A 22,290-nucleotide genomic window follows, 5' to 3' on the forward strand; every position below is an offset into this window, starting at 1 on the left:
TATAAAATATCGTGCCAAAATTAATCATTTTTTCCCGAATAATAATGATTTAAGAATTATTTATGCTTATTAAGTTGTTTTTGGCTGTTTTTTTATTGATTGTACTGCTTATCATCAGGGCATGGCCAAGCGAGGTCTTCCACGGGGGAGGTCATCTCAGGACGGTATTCATAGTGCCACCACTCGGAAAAGATAGGCTTAAAATTATGCTTTCCCAAGACCTCTCTGAGCAATTGGCGATGGGCTAAGACTTCCTTGGGCAGGTCGGTATAACTATGGTGTGCCTTGGGAGAGAAGGTATCAAAGGGAGTGCCCATATCCACTTCCTTACCGGTGGCTATCTCAACCAAGGTAAGGTCTACTGCGGCGCCTCGGTTGTGCTTGGAACCCTTGGCAGGATTCGCCACATAGTGGGTACCAGGGAGTATCTTCCACATCTTCTTCTGTACCGAAAGCGGTCGATAGCAGTCAAAGAGCTTAAGGGAATAGCCCCGCGCGACAAAGTCCTTCTGTGCTGCTACCAAGGCCTGTGCTGTAGCTTTTCTCAGGTAACACTCCGCACAATCATACACTACCTGCCCGAGGAAATTATCTGCCGTAGCATACTTCATATCCAAGAGTATTTCTGGAGATAAGGTCTTTATATTGACAAACTTATCCTCTATCGAAGGGTGCTTGGCGGATTGTTTCTTCTGAGCAGTAAGAGAGAAAGTGCTTACGAAGGAGCAGAGAACAAGCAAAGATATACGTACAAACATCTACAAATCAGTATATTAGTTGGACATTCGCAACCACTTGAACAATTCCTTATACGAAGGTTTTTTTCCATAGGAGAGAATCCCCACACGGTAGATACGTGCTGCTACCCAGATACTTAGGAAGAAAAAAGCATAGAGCAATCCCAAGGAGAGCAGCAACTCTCCCCAAGAGACTCCAAAGGGAATACGCATGAGCATCACTACCGAGGAGGTCAAGGGAATATAAGAGAAGATAACCGATACAGTGCCATGAGGGGCTTCTATTACAGTAAAGATTCCTACATAGATTGCCAAGATCAAGGGGGTCAGCACCGGAAGGAGGAACTGCTGAGTGTCCGTTTCGTTATCCACAGCAGCACCTATCATGGCATAGAAGGCACTATATACCAAATACCCCCCTATGAAGTAGAGCAAAAAGCATACTGAGAGCTTACCCAAAGGCAGGGTGTTCACCTCAGTTATAAAATCGGAGAGCATATGGGAATCCGCCGTAGCGGGTACACTGCCCTGTAGTGATGGCAAAAAGGATAGTAGTGCCCCACCCAAGAGCAGCCAGATGGCAAACTGGGTGATGCCCACCAGCGAGGTACCAATAATCTTGCCCAAAAGCAAGGTGCGAGCCGGTACGGAGGAGATAATCACCTCCACAATACGATTGACCTTCTCCTCAATGACACTACGCATGATCATATTACCATACACTACGATGAAAATCATCAGCAGATAGCCTGCCATACTACCAAAGATGAGCTTGATCCAACCGGCTGCCTCAGAGCTTTTATCTCCAGAGAAATTGGTTAGGGAGATCTTCACTCGCTCTTGTGCTTTATCTATCTGAGAAGGATCTATATTTTCCCGCTGTAGGTTGCGGAAGAACAAGGCCTTTTCTACCTTTCCTTGTATTTTTTCCAAGAAAGTAGGACTAGGAGTATCTTCGCTAAAGAACTCAAAATGAGTAGCTTGTGCATCTATATACAAGAGCCCATAGTCACCTTGCTTTTGTGATTGCTTCTGTAGAGTGGACAAATCACCTTCGCTGGTGTAGGAGTAGGTTATCCCTGCATCTGCCTCAAAGGCTTTGACAAAGGAACCGCTGAGGTCTAAGACCTGTATATGGCGCTTGGTGTTGCTATTGACCTGAGTGAGGTAGCCTATCACTAAGGACAAGACTACCACTGCCAATGGACTAAGCAGGGTCATCAGCAAGAAAGATTTATTGCGTACCTTGGTGAGGTATTCGCGGAAAATGATAAGACGTAACTGTTTCATAACTCGTGCAAAGTTACAACTTTATTAGCAATTATACAAACGGTTTGCGACAAATAATCATGAGCTTATTTCCTATTCCTCCCAAGGTAAAAAACAGATAGCAATTACCTCCTTCGGCTATGGAAAAGCGCTCGCGTATCTCAGCCACTTTCATCGGAAAATTGCGCACGGTGATATTGGCCTGATCTATCTTGCCACTCTTGAGGAGTTTTCGGTCATAGGGGAGAATCTCATCGATGAGGAAGACTCGTCCTGGAAAATCAGGAATATACTCCTCTCCTAAGAGCAGTTGAGAATCCTTGTTCAGATAAGCCAACCCATAAGCAAGTCCCACTGGGAAGAGCCCCTTCCCCTTGACCAAGGCGGCATTAGGCTCATAGAGGTAGCGACAGAGATAGCCGCGGGTCATAGGAATATCCTTTTGGTCTATTTCTGAAGGGAAAAAGCTAAAAATATCGGTACGGGTAGGCAGCATATTGACTGTCTTGATCTGCACCTCCCTTGCAAGAGGTGTCTTTTTCAGCAAGAAAAGGAGTTCCTTGACCTCGCCCTCTATCGCTACGATATGTATCTCATGTGTTTGGGGTAGCTGGGTAAGTGCCCGACTGATATCAAGCATGGGAGAAGCTTTGAGCAAAATCGTATCGGTATATTGCCAAAGAAAATCAAGGCTATGAGGCACATCGGGGGTGCAGTCCTCTAAGAAAAAAACCTTGCGCTTGTGGCTATCACGGCGGGCAGGGTCTAAGTATATCACATCATAGTGCTTACCCTCACTTGACAAGTAAGCATAAGAATCCTGTGCTACACAGTGGATATGAGCCCCCAATACAGCAAAGTTGTGAGCCACTATTTCCGAGAGTTCTTCCTGTAGTTCACAGTGAGTGACACTTTTGCAGTGCTGAGCGAAGAAGTAATCATCCACCCCAAAGCCCCCCGTAGCGTCTAATAGATGACCTGTGACCAAAGAGGCTTTGTAGCGTGCGGTAGCCTCGGACGAGGCCTGCTCCAAGGAGAGCTTGGCAGGATAGTAGATCCCCTGGGTCCTATGCCAGAGAGGGAGCTTGTCCCTGGCTTTCTGGCGACCTAAGAGCTGCTGCGAAAGTTCGCTCGCACTCACCCCCGAGAAAGGAGATTTCTTGAGGGCAAACTTCGGGGCTTCCTCCCAGAGGTGTTCTTGCAGGTAGGCCTGTATCTCGGGGGTTACTAATTGGTAATTGAGCATGTTATATCTTGGCTGTAAGCAACTGTACGAGTTTGTTGTTAGGAAAAACTGCCTTGAGAATGACCTTGAGTACCGTATAAGCAGGGATAGCCACAACCATACCCGCTATACCAAAAAGAGTACCAATAACCAAAGTGACAATAAATATCTCCAAAGGACTGGATTTCATAGAGTTGGAGAATATAATAGGCTGACTGAAAACATTATCTATAAACTGAGTAAAGAAGAAACCTATCAGTACATAGAGAGTTTTTGGAAGGATAACACTCTGCAAGTCGGCATCCATAAAATTGGAGATAGTGAGCACAGAGATGACCACCGCACCTATCATAGGTCCCACGTAAGGAATCAGATTGAGCAACGCACAGAGAAAAGCAATAATCAACGCATCCTTGACCCCAAAGATAAGCAGGACAATAGTAAGCAGGATAAAGACCACACTTAGCTGTAAGAACAAGCCAACAAAATAGCGGGAGAGAATTGTCTTGATGTCCTCCAAGGTCTCACGTACCTTAGGTAAGCGCTTGGGCTTGACCAAACTAAGAAAACCTTCACTGATAGCAGTACCATCCTTCATAAAGAAAAAGGCAATGAAAAGGACAGAGAAAAGTCCTATCCCTATATTGCTAATAACTCCAATAAAGCCATTGAGGACAGAGGAGATATCCTCGATATTGAGCAACTCAGGGATATTGCCCACTTGAGACTCGATCCTACCCATGCCTAAGGAATGAAGTAGGTTATCTAAGAAACGATGAACATTATCGTTCAAGGCCTTAAAATCAATAGAAGCTAAGTTCTTCCCTTGCGAAATAAGTAGCGGTACAAAGAGGCTGATAATTCCCGCAAAGAAACTCATGATGATGGCAATGGCAGTGACTGTCGCCCAAGTGTTTTTGAACTTGAGCCTACGCTTTAGAAAGCCTACCATAGGTCTGCCTATGAGGGCTAGTACCGCCGCCAAGACGATATAGATAATAATGTTCTGTAGCTTATACAAAGCTAAAGCCAGTAGGACAATGCCTACCATAATCCCCACCGCTTTGAGGATTCCTTGTGCAATGGTGTTCGATGTCATTTTATTTTTATTTTGTCACCTAAATTATTTAATAAATTCCCCTACCATGATCCTATTTCCACTCTCAGTAGAAGCTCCTCGAAAGAAAATCCCCTCAAAAACAATATATTTATCCTCAAAGAAACCTACATTCTTGTTGAAAACTAACAAACCATCCATTGGGATATGGTGTGTTTTCCATGTTTTCCCCTTGTCAAAAGAAAAACGCAAGGTATTTCCCCGACTATGAAGGTTTGTATAATCGCAGATAAAGTCCTTATAAAAATAATACTTTTCACGATTCTCTTTAGTTATCTTACGAACAAAGTTCTCCTCGAGGTCGTAAATGGTTATTATTTCTTTTTCTTCGTCATTTTCATTTTCTACTTTTTGCAAAGAAAGAGGGGTGTTATAACTTGAATAATCTTCTGTAAGGAAATAATCATACTTATGTTTGAGTTGTTTAAAGAGCTTATCTTCTCCTGTGACTACATTATAAGTGCGGAGTTCTAATATCCTATCATAATATAAGATATCTCCATTCTGATGAATAGGATAATACTGATAAGCAGTGAGTTTTTTAGGGATTTCATATAGTTTTATACTATCTTTAGCCAACACATCTACTAAAAAACGAATCTCATTCTTTTCACATTTGAGAAATCGCCCATCGAAATCATCATAGTAGATTTTATTCCTTCTATCATACTTATCTATTTCCTTTATCTTAAGAGTTTTATGATTAAAGAGGTATACATATTCATATTTATAATCAGAGGTATAAATGATGCTATTATCCTTCGTATAGGCTACAGCATCATATACATCATCTCCATCAAGAATGAGTTCCCTATAGGATTGGCCTCTATCCGTCGAGATATAAAGTACAGCTTGATCTTCTATAATAGTAGGATCAAACCTATGGGTGTTTTTCTGGGCTCCTAAGACAATGATATTTTTGGTAGGTGAAAATACCACACTTAATTCTTTGTCTGAACCAGGATTGAAACCATTGTTTCTTTTTTTGTACAAATCTATAAAGTCATATTGGGCTGTCCACCTCATATTATTATCAGAGATAAAAGTGGTACAATGGGTAAACAAAAGTAATAGAACCCCTAAGCTTAGGTATATCAAAAGTTTATTTTTCTTGATATTCATAGAATATCCTTTTATTTTTATGGTCTTATTTCAAAAATCTCCTCCATGATTTATTGCTATCCCCAGAGTGAATGGTTTCTATTGGGGGCGATGGAAGGCGAATTGCCCCTTTGAAGGGCGAATTGCCTCTTTGAAGGGCGAATTGCAATTCGCCCCTACAAGTGTGCCACAACACCTCTTGAAGGTATCTTTCATTGGTTATTGTCCCCTATCTCGTTCTCGGTTCTCTTATTCGCCTATATGGCGCGGCCTGCTCGAATCATTCGATCGTTGTCATTGAGGTCTTTTCTAAGAAGGGCTTTAAAACCTTTTTTGTGGAGCATCTCAAGGGTCTGCTGACCTAAGTATTGATTTATCTCAAAGTAAAGTGTCCCCTCTTCTGTAAGGTTTCGGGCGGCTATCTCTGCTATTTTCTCATAGAAAAGCAAAGGGTTGTCATCAGGAACAAAGAGTGCCAAGGAGGGTTCGTAGTCTAAGACATTGGCGTGCATCTCTTTTTTCTCTAATTCTCGTACATAGGGAGGGTTGGAGACAATAATATCATAGGAAGTCCCCAAATCCTCCACCCCAAGTATATCCTGCTGAAGGAAAGTGATGGCCACTCCATGGCGCTTGGCATTCTGCTGAGCTACTGCCAGCGCTCCTTCACTGATGTCGATAGCTGTCAGGGAGGCCTGTGGCAGATGTTTTTTTAGAGCAATGGCAATAGCACCACTTCCAGTGCCTATATCCAAGATACGCAGCTGCGGTGCTGCCATGTAGGAGGTGACAATCCAGTCCACCAGTTCTTCTGTCTCTTGTCGAGGGATGAGTACCCTCGAGTCTACATAGAGAGAGAGCCCTAAGAAATGTGCCTTCTGGTAGATATATTGTATAGGGATATTCTTGCTTAGCTCTTGGCATACCCGCTGAAGCTCCATCTTTTTTTCTTGGGCGATTTCTTGGTCATGATATAGGATTGCTTCTACTTGATTCATTCCCAAAGTCTCTTCTATGATTATAGAGAGGATACTTGTGCGCTCAGCCATATCATAACTAAGAAAATGCTGAACGAAATATCGTTTGAAGTCACCTACCGTCATTATTTTTTCTTTGCTTTAGTAAAAATATCACGAATGAGCTGCTTGAAGGTATCGAAATCGACCTTGTAAGTGAGTCCGACCCCTTGGGAGTAGTCTATCTTATCGATGAGATACTGCTGGAGTTCGTTTTCTCGGTTGAATATCTTAGCACTGAGTCGGCCGTCCTTCGTTAGCAGGAACTGCACCTCAAAGTCTCCTGCTACAGCTGTCTGGGTGACCCCTCCTACAGGGATTCCCAACTTACCATTGAAGAGGACACGATCGGTAATCTGAGTGGATACAGTGATTCCTAAGCGGTCAGCACTGTTGTAAGCACGGTTGGGGTCTATCGTACCTGCCTCATAGCTCACCCCAAGGTTGAGCTTATCATCCTCACTTGAGAGGAGTTGGTTAAAGATTCCTGCTGCGGTCTCAAGCATATTGTAAGCCAAGAGCTTCTCCCCTGCTGCGGCATCGCTCAGGAAGCTACCTTGTGCCAAGAGGGAGAATGCCTGCAATTGCTTTTTGTCAGAGCTCTCCAAGCGATAGTTCAGCTCGGAAACTAAGCTTGGACTACTATCGGGGAATTTCAGGTCGAAGACCGTTTCAGGATGTGCTAAGTCCCCTTGTAGGTTGATAATCACCTGAGTCTGTATCTTTCGGTTGTACTGAGAAGAGTTGAGCAAGACGGAAGGGTTCGCATAGAGGGTATAGGCAGCCCTGAGGTTTTGTAGGGTCGCTCCCATAGGGTCGCCATTCCAAGAGATAGACCCATTGGGCAACACCTTGAATTTCTTATCGATGAGTCCTTCGTACTTGAAGTTATACTCCCCTGAGGTGGTGATAAAGTCCCCCCACATATTGAACTTGCCATTGGTATTGATCTCCATCAGCAGTGTCCCCGCCCCACGACCTATGAGACTGGAGTTGTTCTTAGGATCCACGATAATCTCGACCTCGGCCGAAGGAAGGATATCGACATCGAAGTGTAACTCCAGACCTTGGTAGGTCTTGACCACGAGATTCTTTTTACTCTTTTCCTTGGAGACAAAGGTGATAAAGGAGTCATCGCCCACTGTCTGGGTATCACTCAGTGGAATCTTGAACTTAGTACCTTCTCCAGTTACAGCATTGACATTGATTGTCAGCGCATTGACATCCCCGATGATATTCGCCTTACCTACGATAAAACCTGTTCCATAGAAAAGATCATTGTCCTTGGCCGAGGTGTTCAGAGCCAGAAAGCGCTTATTCTGGGTGTCAAACTTCAGATCTAAGTACCAGTCGGTAAAGCGACGGTGTGAGATAAGCCCATTGAAAAGAGCCTTGGTCTTATAAGCTGTATCGGTAAGGGTTATATCTTTGAAAATGAATTTGTTATCCTCCAGAAAGATTTGTGCATTGTCCGAGAGCTCCATATCTATATTCAGATAAGGGACTCCAAGTCCGGCCTGGGAGAGCTGTAGCACCCCTTCCACCTTAGGCTTGGAAACCTCGCCTGTGATCTGTGCCTCTCCGGAGAGTGCCCCCCGAAGGTTGGAGAGTATATCCTGCATAAAAGGTCCGAAAGGCTTGAGGTTGAGCTTGGTAAGGGTGGCACGCAAGTCCAAGTAAGTATTGGCATCCTTGATAAATATATTCCCTTGTGCCAGTAGTCCCTCACCCAAGCCATTGAGGAACTCCAGTTTCGTTTTGAAGGAGGTAAGGTCTTCGTTGCCGGAGATATTGGCTTGTAGGTCTCCCATCTCGTACTTGTTGAGCATAAAGCTCTTGAGGGTCAGATCCGCCTCGGGAGTGTATTTGTTCCTATCCTGCATGAGGGAGAGGTGACCATTGAGCACTCCTGCCAAGTCCAAGTTGTCTATAGCAGGAATTATCTTATTGATATCCACCTTATCAAAAACCAAGTGGAGGTCTTTGTAATTGTTATGCTTGGAGGCCATCCCGTTGAAGGTAATAGACTCATCCTTATGATGGAGGGTAAAGGGGCGTATGGTGATAGAATCGAGCTTGCGATTGATGCGCAATTGGTTTTCGCTACGCTGATCAAAAGCCCATTCGTTCCCCTTGAAATAGATTGTGGAGTGCTTCATCCCGATCACCGACTCCCTACGCTCATTGATCGTGTGGTAGAGCTTGATGGTATAGTCATCCTCGGAATTCTTGCCCCCCTTGAATTCCGTTTGGAAGAAAAGGGTATCGTTCACGGAGGTATTCAGTACATTCAGATCAGATATCTTATAGTAAGGATTCTGGATGGAAGACATCTGGATGAGAGACCTATAAACAGGGTTCTTCTTGTCATACTCGAGATTGACCCCTCGAAGAGAATAATCCGAGATATTGATATAAGGCGAACGGAAATTAAGCTTGAAATCATAGTCATCGCCCACCAATTTCCCTCGGATAAAGGTATTCGGGGCAAAGGAAAGCTCAGGGAAGAATATCTCAATGATTTTGTTATATATCTTGAAATCAAAGGTGAGGTACTGTCCCTGCATGACCTTGAAAGGCTTATAGTTCTCAAACCCATAAGCCAAGGTATTGACCAATACCTTCCCTATTTCGGCAAATTTAAATTCGCCTTGCACCTTACCCGAAATAATATCCGAGGACTCCAAAGTAATGGTTCTAAGGCTGGTGGTATCCTTCTCTATATTGATAGCAAAGTCGGCAAAGTCATACGTCTGTGAATTTTTCTGATAAGAAGCATTCTTGAGCACCACCTTACCCACCATGTTATCTATCGTATTTCCAGTAATGTCCAAATCGATTTCCCCTTTTACCTTGGCAATAGAATCCTTCTGTACCAAGCCCAAAGCCTTCAGGTCTATATACTTCATCTGACCAGAGAGCATATAGTTCGAGCGCTGGGAGGAGGTGATATCGGCCATTCCCTTGAAGTCCATCTGTAGGTTGTCATCCCCTATGGATGCCGTTGCCTTAATCTTTTTGTTGAAATACTCTGCATCAAGCTTGATATCCTTATATAGGTAATCCTTATAGGAAACCTCCCTGACATTTCCATGTAGGGATAATTTTTGTAACTTCTTAAGGCTCAATCCTGTACCTACAAACTGTAAGCCCGCCGAGAGCTTTCCTAAGTCTTTGACTTCAAGCAGGTTACCCAGCTGTAACTGATAAGTATCGATAGTACCTTTGTAGGTAGTCTTATTCAAGTCCTTCAGTCCGTAGAAAGAACCACTGAGAATAAAGTCTCCTTTTTGGGTAAAGACATCGGCATCCAATAGAAGGTCTCGGGTAGTATAGGTCAGCTCCGCTTGTCCCTCGAGAAGGCCAAAATCACGGAGTTCTTTGGGAAGACTCTCGCCGATGAGCTCGGGCATAAGCCCTACCAGATCCGAGTAAGAGGTGGAGAAATGGGAGAAATCCCCCCAGAAGACAAAATCCTTGTCCGAGGAAAAAGCATTCCTAAGAAGGATATCCTGTCCCTCTATATTTGTATTGGCATGATATAGATGTACTTCCTTGATAGAGAGGTTGTTCAGTGTTCCGGAGAACTTCCCCTCTACCTCAAGAGTTTTCCCCTTACCAAAGCCATTATAGAATCCGTTGATATCATCCGTTCCTATGAAGGAACTTCTAAGCTCTGCGCGGACAGTAATCTTGTTGAGGAAGTCGGCAAAGCTATTATTATAAGGCTCAAAAGCCAAATCAGCATCTATATGAGTAGAGGGAGTACGGATATTCACCCGATCGAGGAAAATCAGAGAATCTGTATATTGGAAATAGGTTTCAAGCTCTTCCACCTTCAGATGATTGTCAAAGAGCAGTGAACCCTTCTTCATCTGGAACTTCACCTCGGAATCCACAATATCGAAATCCACAATCGTTCCAGCGATATGCTTTATATCGGTCTGTATAGGGTTTTCCCCCTGTGCAATATTGTAATCACTCACACGAAAATGTGTATCGCGGAGCTTGATGGTATTGGATCGCATGACAAAGGGATCCTTGCTGCGAGGTGTACCACTATCAAAGCGAGAGACGAACACATCGAGATTGGTCAGGGTATCCCCTTTGTGAGTCTTCATATTCAAGAAGAGCTCATTGGCCTCGATATGAGAGAAGATCAGATTGCCATCCATCGCCGCTTTGAGGTCGAGCAGTGGGGTGCGGATACTCTGAGCTGCGATCAAGGTATCCTGATGATGGTCGCGGATAAGTACCCCATCGAGCCCTACCATACCCGTAAGGCTAATGGATACCTTATCTATATGTATATTGACATTGTAGTCCGTGTTGATACGCTCCATTACCCATGAGGCCAACTTGGTTTGTACCGCTGGAATCATCAGGGCGAGGAATATAAAAATAAGTGTATAGATTCCTATTTTTATAATCGTTTTAAGTATACGGAATATTTTGCCTATCACCTTGTGTGCTTATTTTAGAGAGGTTAGCTAATGTATAAAATTCGGCACAAATGTACAACAAAAATATCTTTTTTTGCGAGATGTTTTGTTTTTTTTAGTGATTAGAAACCCATAGGCAACTTATTCAGATGCTTTTCTCTCTTGGAGTGTTCCCAATATAATACCGACTTAGGGACTATCGTTTTACAAAAGTCATGACCAAAGGCATATTTTTGTCACCCTGTTCTTTCACCAAAGAGAGGGTAAGTGTTTTGCCTGATATCCTTATAGTAGGTACTGTCTCGTTGTTCCCTTCTTTGTATTTTACTAAAACTTTAGAGCCAGATGTTGTATAAGTCCCTGTCTTTTTATGAGTCTCAGAACAGAGACCACCATCGATTCCTGCATATTCTGTTTTAGTATATTCTGTTTCTGTAAAAACTATATTTGACTGCTTAGCACAAGAAGAAAGTCCCTGAGGTTGCCCTCCATAAGTGACACTCTCTAAGTACCAAGAGCCTACAAGATCCTTAGAAGAGAGGTCTTCTGACTTATCACAAGAGATTGCCAAAATAGCGATGACTATAAAGGCCGCTTTTAAAATATTTCTCATCATAATACATGTTTTTTCAGTTTCAACTGTGGCAAAGGTATAAATAATTATTCTTTGACAATGAACAATTAACAACTTTTGACACGAGATTTCCTTAAATTAATCATTGACAAATACTGATAATGTTGTACCTTTGCCGCATAAAATGACTATGGGCTATTTCCCTTTTCTACAGAAATGAACGACATACCATATATATTAGCTATAGAATCCTCTTGTGATGATACCTCAGCGGCGGTGATGCAGGGCGACAAAGTTCTCTCGAATGTGATTGCCTCGCAGAAGATTCACCAAGAATACGGAGGTGTAGTACCAGAGCTAGCCTCGCGTGCTCACCAGCAGCATATCATTCCCGTGGTACATCAGGCCTTGCAGCGAGCAGGAGTGGGCAAGGAGCAACTCTCGGCCATTGCCTTCACTCGAGGGCCTGGCTTGCAGGGGTCGCTATTAGTAGGCGTTTCCTTTGCCAAATCCTTAGCACTCTCCTTAGGAATTCCCTTGGTGGAGGTAAACCACCTCCAGGGGCATATCCTCTCCCACTTCATAGACCAAGAGGGGCAGGAGAAACCTTCCTTTCCTTTTTTGGGAATGACCATCAGCGGGGGGCATACCCAGATTCTCAAGGTCAGTGACTACTTCACTATGGAAGTTCTGGGAGAGACACAGGACGATGCTACAGGCGAGGCTTTCGACAAGACAGCCAAGATACTCGGTCTCCCCTACCCTGGCGGCCCCTTGATCGACAAATATGCCCAAAAAGGCAACCCAAAGGCGTTTGCTTTCCCTTTCCCTAAAGTAGAGGGGCTAAACTTCAGCTTTTCAGGACTGAAGACCGCAGTGCTCTATTTCATACAGAAGGAGGTAAAGGAAAACCCAAACTTTGTCCAAGAACACTTGGCCGACATCTGTGCTTCGGTACAATATACCATCATAGAAATCCTTATGCGCAAGCTCAAGAAGGCAGTCGAACAAACAGGTATACGCCAGATTGCCATAGGAGGGGGCGTCTGTGCGAACTCAGGGCTGAGAAGTGCGCTAAAAACCTATGGCGAGAAATACCACTGGAGGGTCTTTGTTCCCGCCTTTGAGTATTGCACCGACAATGCTGCTATGATAGGCATCGCCGCTTATTACAAATATTTACAAAAAGACTTTGCCGATATGCATGTCACAGCACAGGCAAGATACCATTTTTAAGGGATAGAGGAATATAGAAATGAGGGATAAAGGGTTTTAGCCAAGGTACTATTAATCCTTTAATACTAATAACTCTAAAACTCTCTAACCCTAATACCCTATTAATCCTAATCATTATGAAGATCGCTATTGTTTGTTATTCTACTTTTGGAGGAAGTGGAGTGGTAGCTACCGAGCTGGGAGTTGCCCTTGCTCAGAAAGGCTATCAGATACACTTTATAACCTATGGCCAGCCAGTGAGACTCTCGGCCTTTCATAAGAACATCCACTTGCACCAAGTATATGTGGAGGAATACCCCCTATTCCGCTATCAGCCTTACGAACTTGCACTCTCAAGCAAGATGGTGGAGGTAGTACGCGAATATAATATCGACATTATCCATGCTCACTATGCCATTCCCCATGCCTATACAGCCTTCATGGCCAAGGAGATTCTCCGCAAGGAAGGTTTGGAGGTGAAGATCATCACCACCCTACACGGCACAGATATTACCCTGGTAGGGAACCATCCTTACTACAAGACTGCGGTAAACTTCAGTATCAATGCCTCCGATGCAGTGACCGCTGTCTCAGAGAGCCTCAGAGATATGACCTATGAGCTCTTCGATGTACAGAAACACATCAATGTAATTCCGAACTTCATCAATATAGAAAAGAAAAAAAGCGAGCCCAAGCGCTGCCAGCGTGCTATGTTGGCGGAACCTGACGAGCTGATACTCACCCATGTGAGCAACTTCCGAAAGGTAAAAAGAGCCTGCGATGTGGTGCGTGTCTTCCACAAAGTCCTCCAACAGAAGAAAGCACACTTGATCATGGTCGGTGATGGCCCCGACAGAGAGAATGCCCAAGCCCTTGCCCATGACTTGGAGATACAGAACTATGTCAATTTTCTGGGTAACTACTTGGATGTGAACGATATACTCTGTTCGAGCGACTTATTCCTACTCCCTTCAGAATCAGAGAGTTTCGGCTTAGCTGCCTTGGAAGCGATGGCTGAAGGAGTACCTGTCATCTCGAGCAATGCTGGAGGAATCCCTGAGGTGAATAAGCAGGGTGTATCGGGCTTTCTCAGCCGTGTTGGTGATGTGGACGACATGGCACGCAATGCCCTTACTATCCTCCATGACAGAGAGACCCTTGCCCGGTTCAAGGAACAAGCCTTGGAGAGAGCCAGCCTTTTTGACGAAAAAAAGATCATCCCTATGTATGAAGCGGTATACCATGAACAATGATTAATGAGCAATGATTAATGATTAATAAATAGTGTTCATAGCTTATTAAATGTTAAAAAATACAATTATTATAGATATTATAGCTACATTTGCAGCAAAATAATATCAAAAACCAATTTTATGACAGGATCTGAAATACAAGAAGCTCTTGACAAGCTTTGCTTAGAAATGAAAGACAGTCTATCTGGATTCCTTTTCTGTGGAATCCTCAAATGTTCCGATGGGACTATTATGGCAAAGGCCTCCGCCTCTGTCGAACTGTTAAAAACTGCTGAAGAAACAAGCCCTTTCTTCACCACGATTGTAACACAGGTGAAAAATGTTGTTTTCCTAAGTGAATCCCTACAAATCAAAGAAATACATAGTATTCTTATAGAGACCGACAAGGTCACCTATGTCATCGGGGTTTCGAATAAGGGAAAGTTTTTTAACCTCTTAGTCTTAGAAAGAGACAAAGCCAATATCGGCATCGCAAGAGCACTTATTGAGAAAAGTAGACCCCTTGCTATGGCCTTGGACGAACAACTTTAGCCCCGTGCAGAAGTATTTTTCAAAAGCACAGGTGGGGGTATTCCCCACCTGTGCTTTTTTTTACCTTTAGCAAGAATTGTTAAAAACTCTTTTAGGAAGAGACAAGCATGGCATTTTCAATAATATAGCCACTTTGGAGAAGTTATCTCCTCTTTAAGAGAAAAGTCTCTATATTTTTAAGTAAAAAAAAAGAGAGAAAATTGTAGTTTTTTTTAAAAAAAATATGTACCTTTGTCCCATAAAATACTAAATCTATTTTTTAATGAAATCAGTGAAACTAACGCTTGCTGTATTGGCTACTATGGCCATGGTAAGCTGTGGCGGTGGTAGCTCCAATGGAGATAATGCCAATACTGACAACAGCACACCCAGCACAACAACTGAAACTCCTGCAGCGACTAATACTCCTGCTACAGAGACCCCTGCAGCCCCTACCGGTGGTGCTGGAGTAGACCTAAGCAACAAAGGAATAGGCCCTGTAAAAGCAGTGAATCCACCATTAGGAAATACTGTAGATCAGGCCTTGGCAGCCAAAGGACAAGAGCTATTCAAGCTCAACTGTACTGCTTGCCACAAGCCAACTAAGAAGTTCATAGGACCTGCTCCTAAGGGCATCTTGGAAAGACGTTCGCCTGAATGGATAATGAACATGATCCTCAATCCTGAGGAAATGATCGCCAATGACCCTATCGCTAAGCAACTCTTAGCAGAGGCTAACGGATCACCTATGGCTAACCAACACCTTACAGAAGAACAAGCCAGAGCTGTCTTAGAGTACTTCCGTACTATTGAGTAAGCTCTCAAAGAGAGAAAGTCTGTTTAGAGCACTCAAAAACTCTAAGCAGGCTTTTACTCCCTAAATCAAACTTTTAGGATATAAATATTTTTAAATAAATTGTTTTATGAAAACAAGCAAATTGTTATCTTTGGCAATTGCTGGAGCTTTTCTTGCCAGTTGTGGAAATGGCAGCAAAAGTGACAACAATAAGTCTGGGGCTATGGGAGCTTCAGATGCTGCCTCCAGAGTGTATGTAGCACCAGGACAATATGACGAGTACTATGCATTCCTATCAGGAGGGTTCAGTGGACAACTTGCCACTTACGGACTTCCTTCAGGACGACTACTCAAAGTGATTCCTGTGTTCTCACAAGACCCAGAAAAAGGATATGGTTATAACGAAGAAACCAAGCCTCTTTTGCAAACTACCCACGGATTCATTCCTTGGGATGACACCCACCACCCTGACCTTTCTCAAACCAATGGAGAAGTGGACGGGCGCTGGATCTTCATCAACGCGAACAACACACCTCGTGTAGCGCGTATCAGCCTCAAAACTTTCGAAACAGAAGAAACCTTGGAGCTTCCTAATGCTGCTGGTAACCACTCTTCTACTTTCGTTACTGAAAACACTGAGTATATCGTAGGGGGAACTCGCTTCTCTGTGCCTATTCCTCAGGAAGACGTATCTATCAAGGATTACAAAGGAAAATTCAAAGGGGTAATCTCTTTCGTAAAAATCAATCCTGATTCAGGAAAGATGAACCTTGAGTTCCAAGTGCTTATGCCAGGATTCAACTACGACTTAGCTCACTCTGGTAAAGGAAAATCTCACGGATGGGTATTCTTCACCACTTACAACACTGAGGAAGCTAATACTCTTTTGGAAGTAGAAGCTTCTGAAAACGACTACGACTATGTAGCAGCTATCAACTGGAAAGTAGCTGAGGACTATATCAAACAAGGTAAATTCACCGAAATGAAAGCTCCTCACTACCACAACACTTACAGTGATGAGACACACACAGGTAAGAGTGAAGTAGTAGAAACTGTAAAAATCCTCGACGCTTCTCAGCTTCCAGGATTGGTATACCTACTTCCTACTCCTAAATCTCCTCACGGAGTGGACGTAGACCCAACAGGGGAATACATCATTGGTAATGGTAAGCTTGCTTCTGAACTTACTGTACACTCTTTCACTAAGATGCTAAAAGCCATCGAAGACAAAGCTTTTGATGGTGAAAAATATGGTATCCCTACTATCAAAATGGATGCTGTAGTAGCAGGTACAGTGAAGAGCTCCGGCCTTGGCCCATTGCACACTGAGTTCGACGACAAAGGTAATGCGTATACTACTTTCTTCATCTCTTCTGAAGTAGTAAAATGGAAAGTAGATACTCGAGAAGTATTGGATAGAAAACCAACTTACTATGCACCTGGTCACCTTATGATCCCAGGTGGGGACTCTCGCAAACCTTATGGTAAATATTTGGTAGCTATGAACAAGATTACCAAAGACCGTTACCTCCCTACCGGTCCTGAACTTTGCCAATCTGCACAGTTATTTGACATCTCTGGAGACAAAATGGAACTCCTCTTGGACTTCCCAACTATCGGAGAGCCTCACTATGCACAAGGTATTGCTGCTGACAAGATAAAATCACAACAAACCAAAATCTATCCACTTAAGGATAACCACCACCCTTACGTGACTCGTACCGATGCCGATGCTAAGGTAGTAAGAGAAGGAAACAACGTACATGTGTACATGACTTGTATCCGTAGCCACTTCTCTCCTGACAACATCGAAGGTGTCAAAGTGGGTGACACTGTATACTTCCACGTAACCAACGTAGAACAAGACTGGGATATCCCTCACGGATTCGCTGTATTGGGTGCTCAGAATGCAGAATTGCTTATCATGCCTGGACAAACAGAAACCCTCGTATGGAAACCTACTAAAGTGGGTGTATGGCCATTCTATTGTACAGACTTCTGTTCTGCTCTTCACCAAGAAATGCAAGGATACATCCGTGTATCTGCTGCTAATGCCAATACTCCGCTTAAGTGGAGCCTCGGTAGCGACGCAGAATAATCTTTATAACCAAAAAAAGGCTGGTCTTGTATCAGCCTTTTTTACAAATTTTAATTGAAAATGAAAGCACGAATTTTAATGGTAGTAGCCTCCCTTTTGCTACTCTTACTCTTTATTTTCCCTATCTGGAGTATCAAGTTGGATGCTCCTCAATATCCAGAAGGTATCAAAATGTATATCTGGATTAACGACATTAATGGAAAGAGCAGCTTCTCTGCCCAAGAGGATGAACTTTCCATCCATACCATTGAGAATATCAATCTCCTAAACCACTATATAGGAATGAAGCATATTCATGCTGAGAATTTCTGGGAATTCAAAGCCTTCCCATGGGTCATCGGCAGCTTCCTTGTTTTGGGCTTGCTCATCGCCTTTGCAGGCAAGAGAATCCTTTACTTTGCATGGGCTGCTCTTATGGGAGTAGCAGGTGTATTGGGAATGTATGACTTCTATAAGTGGGAGTATGACTATGGGCACAACCTAAGCGACACCGCTCAGATCAAAATCCCTGGTATGGCCTACCAACCTCCTTTCTTTGGAGGTAAGGAACTGCTGAACTTCTATGCGGAATCCTACCCAAGCTGGGGTACTTATGCCATGGTCTTGGCAGCAGTACTCGCCTTAGTAGCCTTCTTCATCAGTAAGAAAAAAGTAGCTTAATTAATCTTAAGAGAAAAAATCATCTTAGTAGTGACTTAATTCATTGCTAAGATGATTTTTTTTCTTATATTTGCAGTCTAAATATCGCAACATGAAAAAAGTATTATCTCTATTGAGCCTTGGGCTCCTTATGGCTTCGTGTGCCCCTAAGGCAGAGCCTATTGACTATGGGAAGGAAGAATGTGCCTTCTGCAAGATGACTATTGTAAGTCCTCAGTTCGCCTCAGAAGTGGTTACTCAGAAGTCCAAAGCCTTCAAGTATGATGCCGTGGAGTGCATGCTCCAAGCCCCTCAAGAAGACCAAGTAGCGCTGCACTTGGTGTGTGACTACCTCAAGGAAGGCAACCTAATCGATGCTACCAAGGCTACTTACCTTATTTCCAAAGAAATAGAGAGCCCTATGGGAGCTCACTTGGCTGCTTTTGCCTCCCGTGAGGATGCCCAAAAGATACAAAGGGAAAAAGGAGGAGAACTCTACGACTGGCAAGGTATCCAAGCTAAGTTCCAAGGACATCAGCACCCTGCCTCTTCTGACCATGACAACATGCATGATCACTAATTAGCCCCCTTTTTTATGCTTAAAAAACTACTTATACCCTTTCTATTTTTAGGATGTTTGGGTACTTTTGCCCAGACACAGACTATAACTGTATGCCCTCAGTGCCCCATACGCACTATTGCCCAAGGGCTTGCCCAAGCCAAGGAAAATGACACAGTCATTGTGCAAAAGGGTGTCTATGGAGAAAGTAACCTATTGATAGACAAACCCCTAACCCTCATTGGCAAAGACAGACCTGTAATCAATGGTCAGTTCAAGGGCAGTATCCTCAAGATCCGTGCCGATAGGGTGACGGTCAAGGGATTTCGCTTTGCCAATGTTGCCTTCAAAGCCACTGAAGAGCAAGCCGCAATCCTTTTGGACAAGTCCAAAGAATTTCTCATAGAAGACAATGTCATGGAGCAGGTATGTTTCGGGGTGCTCCTGAGAAAGGGACGCGATGGGATTGTACGAGGCAATGACATTTCATCCAATGCCAAAGAACAGTATAACTCCGGCAATGCCATCCACCTATGGAGCTGCAAGGATGTAAAAATCCTCAAGAACAAAGCCAAAAACTGCCGTGACGGAATCTATATACAATTCTCCTCCAAGTGCTATATAGAGGGAAACTATGCTGAGGGAAACCTACGCTATGGACTACACTTTATGTTCTCGGATGACAACGAGTACCACAAAAACAAGTTTGCCCGAAATGGTGCAGGTGCCGCAGTGATGTTCTCCAAGCGAGTAAAAATGACTGGGAATACTTTCCAAGACAACTGGGGACCGGCCTCCTATGGGCTGTTGCTTAAGGAGCTGTACGATTCCGAACTCACAGGCAATACCTTCTACCGCAACACCATCGGTATCAATGGGGAGAACTGTACCCGTATGAAGTACAACGAAAATATCTTCAGTGAGAATGGTTGGGGGATCCGTATCCGAGGAGGGTGCTATCAGAACGATTTCTGGGATAATAATTTCCTGAACAACACCTTCGATGTGGCTTATGATAACAATGTGAATGACAACAAGTTCTATGATAATTATTGGAGTGACTACACTGGTTATGACCTGAACAAAGACGGTATCGGCGATGTCCCCTACCGCCCAGTGAAGCTCTTCTCCTATATCAGCAACCGTACCCCAGAGAGTATTGTACTCTTAAGGAGTCTTTTTATCGACATCATGAACTTTTCAGAGAAAGTAGCACCTGCCTTTACTCCTGAGAACCTGGTCGATGAGACCCCTCGTATGAATCCTTTTTCTAAAAAGAAAAACTAATAATCAACTAATTACCCTAATACATCTATGATAGAATTCAAAGATATACATAAGAAATACGGCAAGTTGGAAGTGCTCAAGGGCGTGAACTTTACCATCAAGGATGGGGGGATTATCGCCATCTTAGGCCCTAATGGCTCTGGGAAGACAACCTCCATGAAGAGTTTCTTAGGCATGGTGGTGCCTACCAAAGGGGATATCCTTTTCAATGGGAAGTCCATCAAAGGACAATGGGCTTATAGGGAGCAGATCTCTTACCTCCCTCAGATAGCCAACTTCCCCAGTAACCTCAAGGTGAAAGAGCTTATCTCCATGATCAAGAACATCAAGAAGGTGCCTTGCAATGACCAAGAACTCATCGAGCTCTTTGGCCTACAGAAGCATCTGAATAAGTCCTTGGGGAACCTCTCTGGAGGAACCAAGCAGAAGGTGAACTTAGTCTTGACCTTCATGGTCGATGTGCCTGTACTGGTCTTGGACGAGCCTACCTCAGGACTTGACCCTATCGCCGTTTTAGCACTAAAAAAGCTCATCCTTCGCGAGAAAGAGAAGGGAAAAACTATCCTAATCACCTCCCACATCCTTAGCTTCTTAGAGGAACTCTCCGATGAGATTCTCTTTATCTTAGAAGGGAATATCTACTTTAGAGGAACCCCTCAGGAACTCTTAGCTACCACCCAAAAGGACAATTTCCAAGAAGCCATTGCCGAACTCCTAAAAAACGAAAAATATGCTTAAGATTATCCGATATACTTTTTTTGACCTTATCCGCAGCAGTTGGACATATTTCTACTTTGGGTTCTACCTGGTCCTAAGTAGTATACTCCTATTCCTGAACCATGATATATCCAAATCGGTCATTACCCTGATGAATGTAATTATTGTTCTTATTCCGTTGATTTCCACCATCTTCGGGGTAATGTATTATTACAATGCTCGTGAGTTCATTGAGCTACTCTTAGCCCAACCGATACCGAGGAAGCATATTTTCTTAGGGCAGTACTTGGGGATTTCACTATCACTTTCCTTAAGCCTTGTTATCGGGCTGGGGGTACCTTTTCTGCTATACGGATTATTCCTATCTTCGGAAATATTCAACTTTCTGATGCTGATTGTCACAGGGGTTTTTCTTAGCTTTATTTTTGTAGGAATTTCCTACCTTATTGGGCTCTATCATGAGAACAAGATCAAGGGCTTTAGTTTGGCTATTTTTATATGGCTTTTCATGGCGGTAATCTTCGATGGTATCTTCCTAATATGCTTTATGGTATTCCGCCAATATCCTTTGGACTCATTCTCCCTTGCGATGATTTTAGCCAATCCAATAGACCTATCACGTATCCTTATCCTACTGAAATTGGATATTTCGGCGCTGATGGGTTATACCAGTGCTTTCTTTAAGTCATTCTTTGGTTCGACCACCGGTATTGCTGCTTCCTTAGGCTCCCTAAGCTTATGGGTGATAGCCATTATCTTCTTGATCCTAAGAAAGATTAAGAGAAAAGACTTTTAATAATGATCAATGATTAATGTTTAATGATTAACCCTGTAATTTCTATAATTCTATAACCCTGTAATTTCTACAACCCTAATATTCTAAATTATGTATAAAGTAGTTCTTTTACGTCATGGACAGAGTGAATGGAACAAGCTCAATCTATTCACTGGATGGCAAGATGTAGACCTCACTGAGCAAGGAGTACAAGAAGCCCGTGAGGCTGGTCGTGTACTCAAGGAAGAGGGATTCCGCTTTGATGTGGCTTATACCTCTGTCCTCAAGCGAGCTATCAAGACACTGAACAATGCCCTAGAGGTGATGGGCGAGCTATGGGTACCTACCTACAAGAGCTGGCGCCTGAACGAGAAAAGCTATGGTGCACTACAAGGACTTAACAAGGCTGAGACAGCTGCCAAATATGGCGAGGATCAGGTGCTCCTCTGGAGACGCTCCTACGATGTACAACCTCCTTTGTTGGAGAAAAGCGACGAGCGTCACCCCTCTCATGACCGCCGCTATGACACACTCACCGATGCTGAGAAGACAGGTGGAGAGAGCCTCAAGGACTGTTACGATCGCATGCTCCCCCTTTGGTTCAGCGATATCGCTCCTGCAATCAAGCAAGGAAAAAGTGTAATCATTGCCGCCCATGGTAATAGCTTGCGCTCCTTAGTACAATACTTGGACAGCCTCTCTGAGGAAGAAATCCTAAAACTCAATATCCCTACTGGGGTGCCATTGGTATACGAACTCGATGCCGACCTAAAGCCTATCAAGCACTACTACTTAGGCGACCAAGAGGCCATCGCTGCCGCTATCAATAGCGTAGCTAATCAAGGGAAGAAACAGTGAAAAGTGAAGAGTGAAGAGTGAGCAGGCTGTTCCTCATACTTGTTCACGCTACTTTACCTATTACCTAAAAAAGCCGCATAAGGAGATTTCCTTATGCGGCTT

Annotated in this window: 19 protein-coding genes; 11 read left to right on the top strand and 8 right to left on the bottom strand. The window is 43.6% G+C overall.

The window, feature by feature from the left end; genetic code table 11:
* Positions 1-92: 92 nt before the first annotated feature.
* From CAPGI0001_RS09430 to CAPGI0001_RS09465, 8 genes are all read right to left on the bottom strand, one after another.
* A complete protein-coding gene (locus CAPGI0001_RS09430; RefSeq protein ID WP_002669235.1) occupies positions 93-758 on the bottom strand; it encodes a M15 family metallopeptidase in 666 nt (221 codons plus the stop codon).
* Between the two features lie 15 nt (positions 759-773).
* On the bottom strand, positions 774-2,027 hold the full coding sequence (locus tag CAPGI0001_RS09435; RefSeq protein ID WP_002669158.1) for an ABC transporter permease: 1,254 nt from the start codon (positions 2,025-2,027) through the stop codon (positions 774-776).
* Positions 2,028-2,058: 31 nt separating this feature from the next.
* Positions 2,059-3,252 (bottom strand): THUMP-like domain-containing protein, encoded by a 1,194-nt coding sequence (locus CAPGI0001_RS09440; protein ID WP_002669329.1) that lies wholly within the window; start codon positions 3,250-3,252, stop codon positions 2,059-2,061.
* A 1-nt stretch (position 3,253) separates the two neighbouring features.
* Positions 3,254-4,330, bottom strand: coding sequence for an AI-2E family transporter (locus CAPGI0001_RS09445; RefSeq protein ID WP_002669287.1), 1,077 nt, complete (start codon positions 4,328-4,330; stop codon positions 3,254-3,256).
* 24 nt (positions 4,331-4,354) lie between these two features.
* Positions 4,355-5,470, bottom strand: a complete 1,116-nt coding sequence (locus CAPGI0001_RS09450) for a hypothetical protein (RefSeq protein ID WP_002669272.1) — start codon at positions 5,468-5,470, stop codon at positions 4,355-4,357.
* A 236-nt stretch (positions 5,471-5,706) separates the two neighbouring features.
* Entirely contained in the window at positions 5,707-6,552 is an 846-nt protein-coding gene (gene prmC / locus CAPGI0001_RS09455) for a peptide chain release factor N(5)-glutamine methyltransferase (RefSeq protein WP_002669212.1), read from the bottom strand.
* Entirely contained in the window at positions 6,552-10,928 is a 4,377-nt protein-coding gene (locus tag CAPGI0001_RS09460) for a translocation/assembly module TamB domain-containing protein (protein ID WP_002669221.1), read from the bottom strand. The genes prmC and CAPGI0001_RS09460 overlap by 1 nt, the downstream gene beginning before the upstream one ends.
* 175 nt (positions 10,929-11,103) lie before the next feature.
* Positions 11,104-11,523: a lipocalin-like domain-containing protein gene (locus tag CAPGI0001_RS09465; protein ID WP_002669284.1), complete on the bottom strand. Its 420-nt coding sequence runs from the start codon at positions 11,521-11,523 to the stop codon at positions 11,104-11,106.
* 174 nt (positions 11,524-11,697) lie between these two features.
* On the opposite strand from CAPGI0001_RS09465, the gene tsaD reads away from it, so the two are divergent.
* The 11 genes from tsaD to gpmA all read left to right on the top strand — a co-directional run bounded on the left by tsaD (position 11,698) and on the right by gpmA (position 22,188).
* On the top strand, positions 11,698-12,717 hold the full coding sequence (gene tsaD / locus CAPGI0001_RS09470; RefSeq protein ID WP_002669352.1) for a tRNA (adenosine(37)-N6)-threonylcarbamoyltransferase complex transferase subunit TsaD: 1,020 nt from the start codon (positions 11,698-11,700) through the stop codon (positions 12,715-12,717).
* Positions 12,718-12,833: 116 nt separating this feature from the next.
* Positions 12,834-13,949 (top strand): N-acetyl-alpha-D-glucosaminyl L-malate synthase BshA, encoded by a 1,116-nt coding sequence (gene bshA, locus CAPGI0001_RS09475; RefSeq protein WP_002669206.1) that lies wholly within the window; start codon positions 12,834-12,836, stop codon positions 13,947-13,949.
* A 120-nt stretch (positions 13,950-14,069) separates the two neighbouring features.
* Positions 14,070-14,480 carry a hypothetical protein gene (locus CAPGI0001_RS09480; protein ID WP_002669205.1) on the top strand — a complete coding sequence of 137 codons (411 nt, stop codon included), beginning with the start codon at positions 14,070-14,072 and terminating at the stop codon, positions 14,478-14,480.
* 262 nt (positions 14,481-14,742) lie between these two features.
* Positions 14,743-15,276, top strand: a complete 534-nt coding sequence (locus CAPGI0001_RS09485; protein WP_002669323.1) for a c-type cytochrome — start codon at positions 14,743-14,745, stop codon at positions 15,274-15,276.
* Positions 15,277-15,382: 106 nt separating this feature from the next.
* Entirely contained in the window at positions 15,383-17,353 is a 1,971-nt protein-coding gene (gene nosZ, locus CAPGI0001_RS09490; RefSeq protein WP_002669350.1) for a Sec-dependent nitrous-oxide reductase, read from the top strand.
* 60 nt (positions 17,354-17,413) lie between these two features.
* Positions 17,414-18,013, top strand: a complete 600-nt coding sequence (locus tag CAPGI0001_RS09495) for a hypothetical protein (RefSeq protein WP_040360161.1) — start codon at positions 17,414-17,416, stop codon at positions 18,011-18,013.
* Between the two features lie 91 nt (positions 18,014-18,104).
* Positions 18,105-18,572 carry a nitrous oxide reductase accessory protein NosL gene (locus CAPGI0001_RS09500; protein ID WP_002669152.1) on the top strand — a complete coding sequence of 156 codons (468 nt, stop codon included), beginning with the start codon at positions 18,105-18,107 and terminating at the stop codon, positions 18,570-18,572.
* A gap of 15 nt (positions 18,573-18,587) precedes the next feature.
* On the top strand, positions 18,588-19,838 hold the full coding sequence (locus CAPGI0001_RS09505; protein ID WP_002669169.1) for a nitrous oxide reductase family maturation protein NosD: 1,251 nt from the start codon (positions 18,588-18,590) through the stop codon (positions 19,836-19,838).
* Positions 19,839-19,865: 27 nt separating this feature from the next.
* Complete coding sequence (locus tag CAPGI0001_RS09510; RefSeq protein ID WP_002669335.1) at positions 19,866-20,576, top strand: ABC transporter ATP-binding protein; 711 nt, start codon at positions 19,866-19,868, stop codon at positions 20,574-20,576.
* On the top strand, positions 20,569-21,351 hold the full coding sequence (locus CAPGI0001_RS09515) for an ABC transporter permease (protein ID WP_002669165.1): 783 nt from the start codon (positions 20,569-20,571) through the stop codon (positions 21,349-21,351). The genes CAPGI0001_RS09510 and CAPGI0001_RS09515 overlap by 8 nt, the downstream gene beginning before the upstream one ends.
* A gap of 90 nt (positions 21,352-21,441) precedes the next feature.
* Positions 21,442-22,188 carry a 2,3-diphosphoglycerate-dependent phosphoglycerate mutase gene (gpmA, locus tag CAPGI0001_RS09520; RefSeq protein WP_002669230.1) on the top strand — a complete coding sequence of 249 codons (747 nt, stop codon included), beginning with the start codon at positions 21,442-21,444 and terminating at the stop codon, positions 22,186-22,188.
* Positions 22,189-22,290: the final 102 nt, after the last annotated feature.

The organism is Capnocytophaga gingivalis ATCC 33624 (assembly GCF_000174755.1).
Lineage (GTDB): Bacteria > Bacteroidota > Bacteroidia > Flavobacteriales > Flavobacteriaceae > Capnocytophaga > Capnocytophaga gingivalis.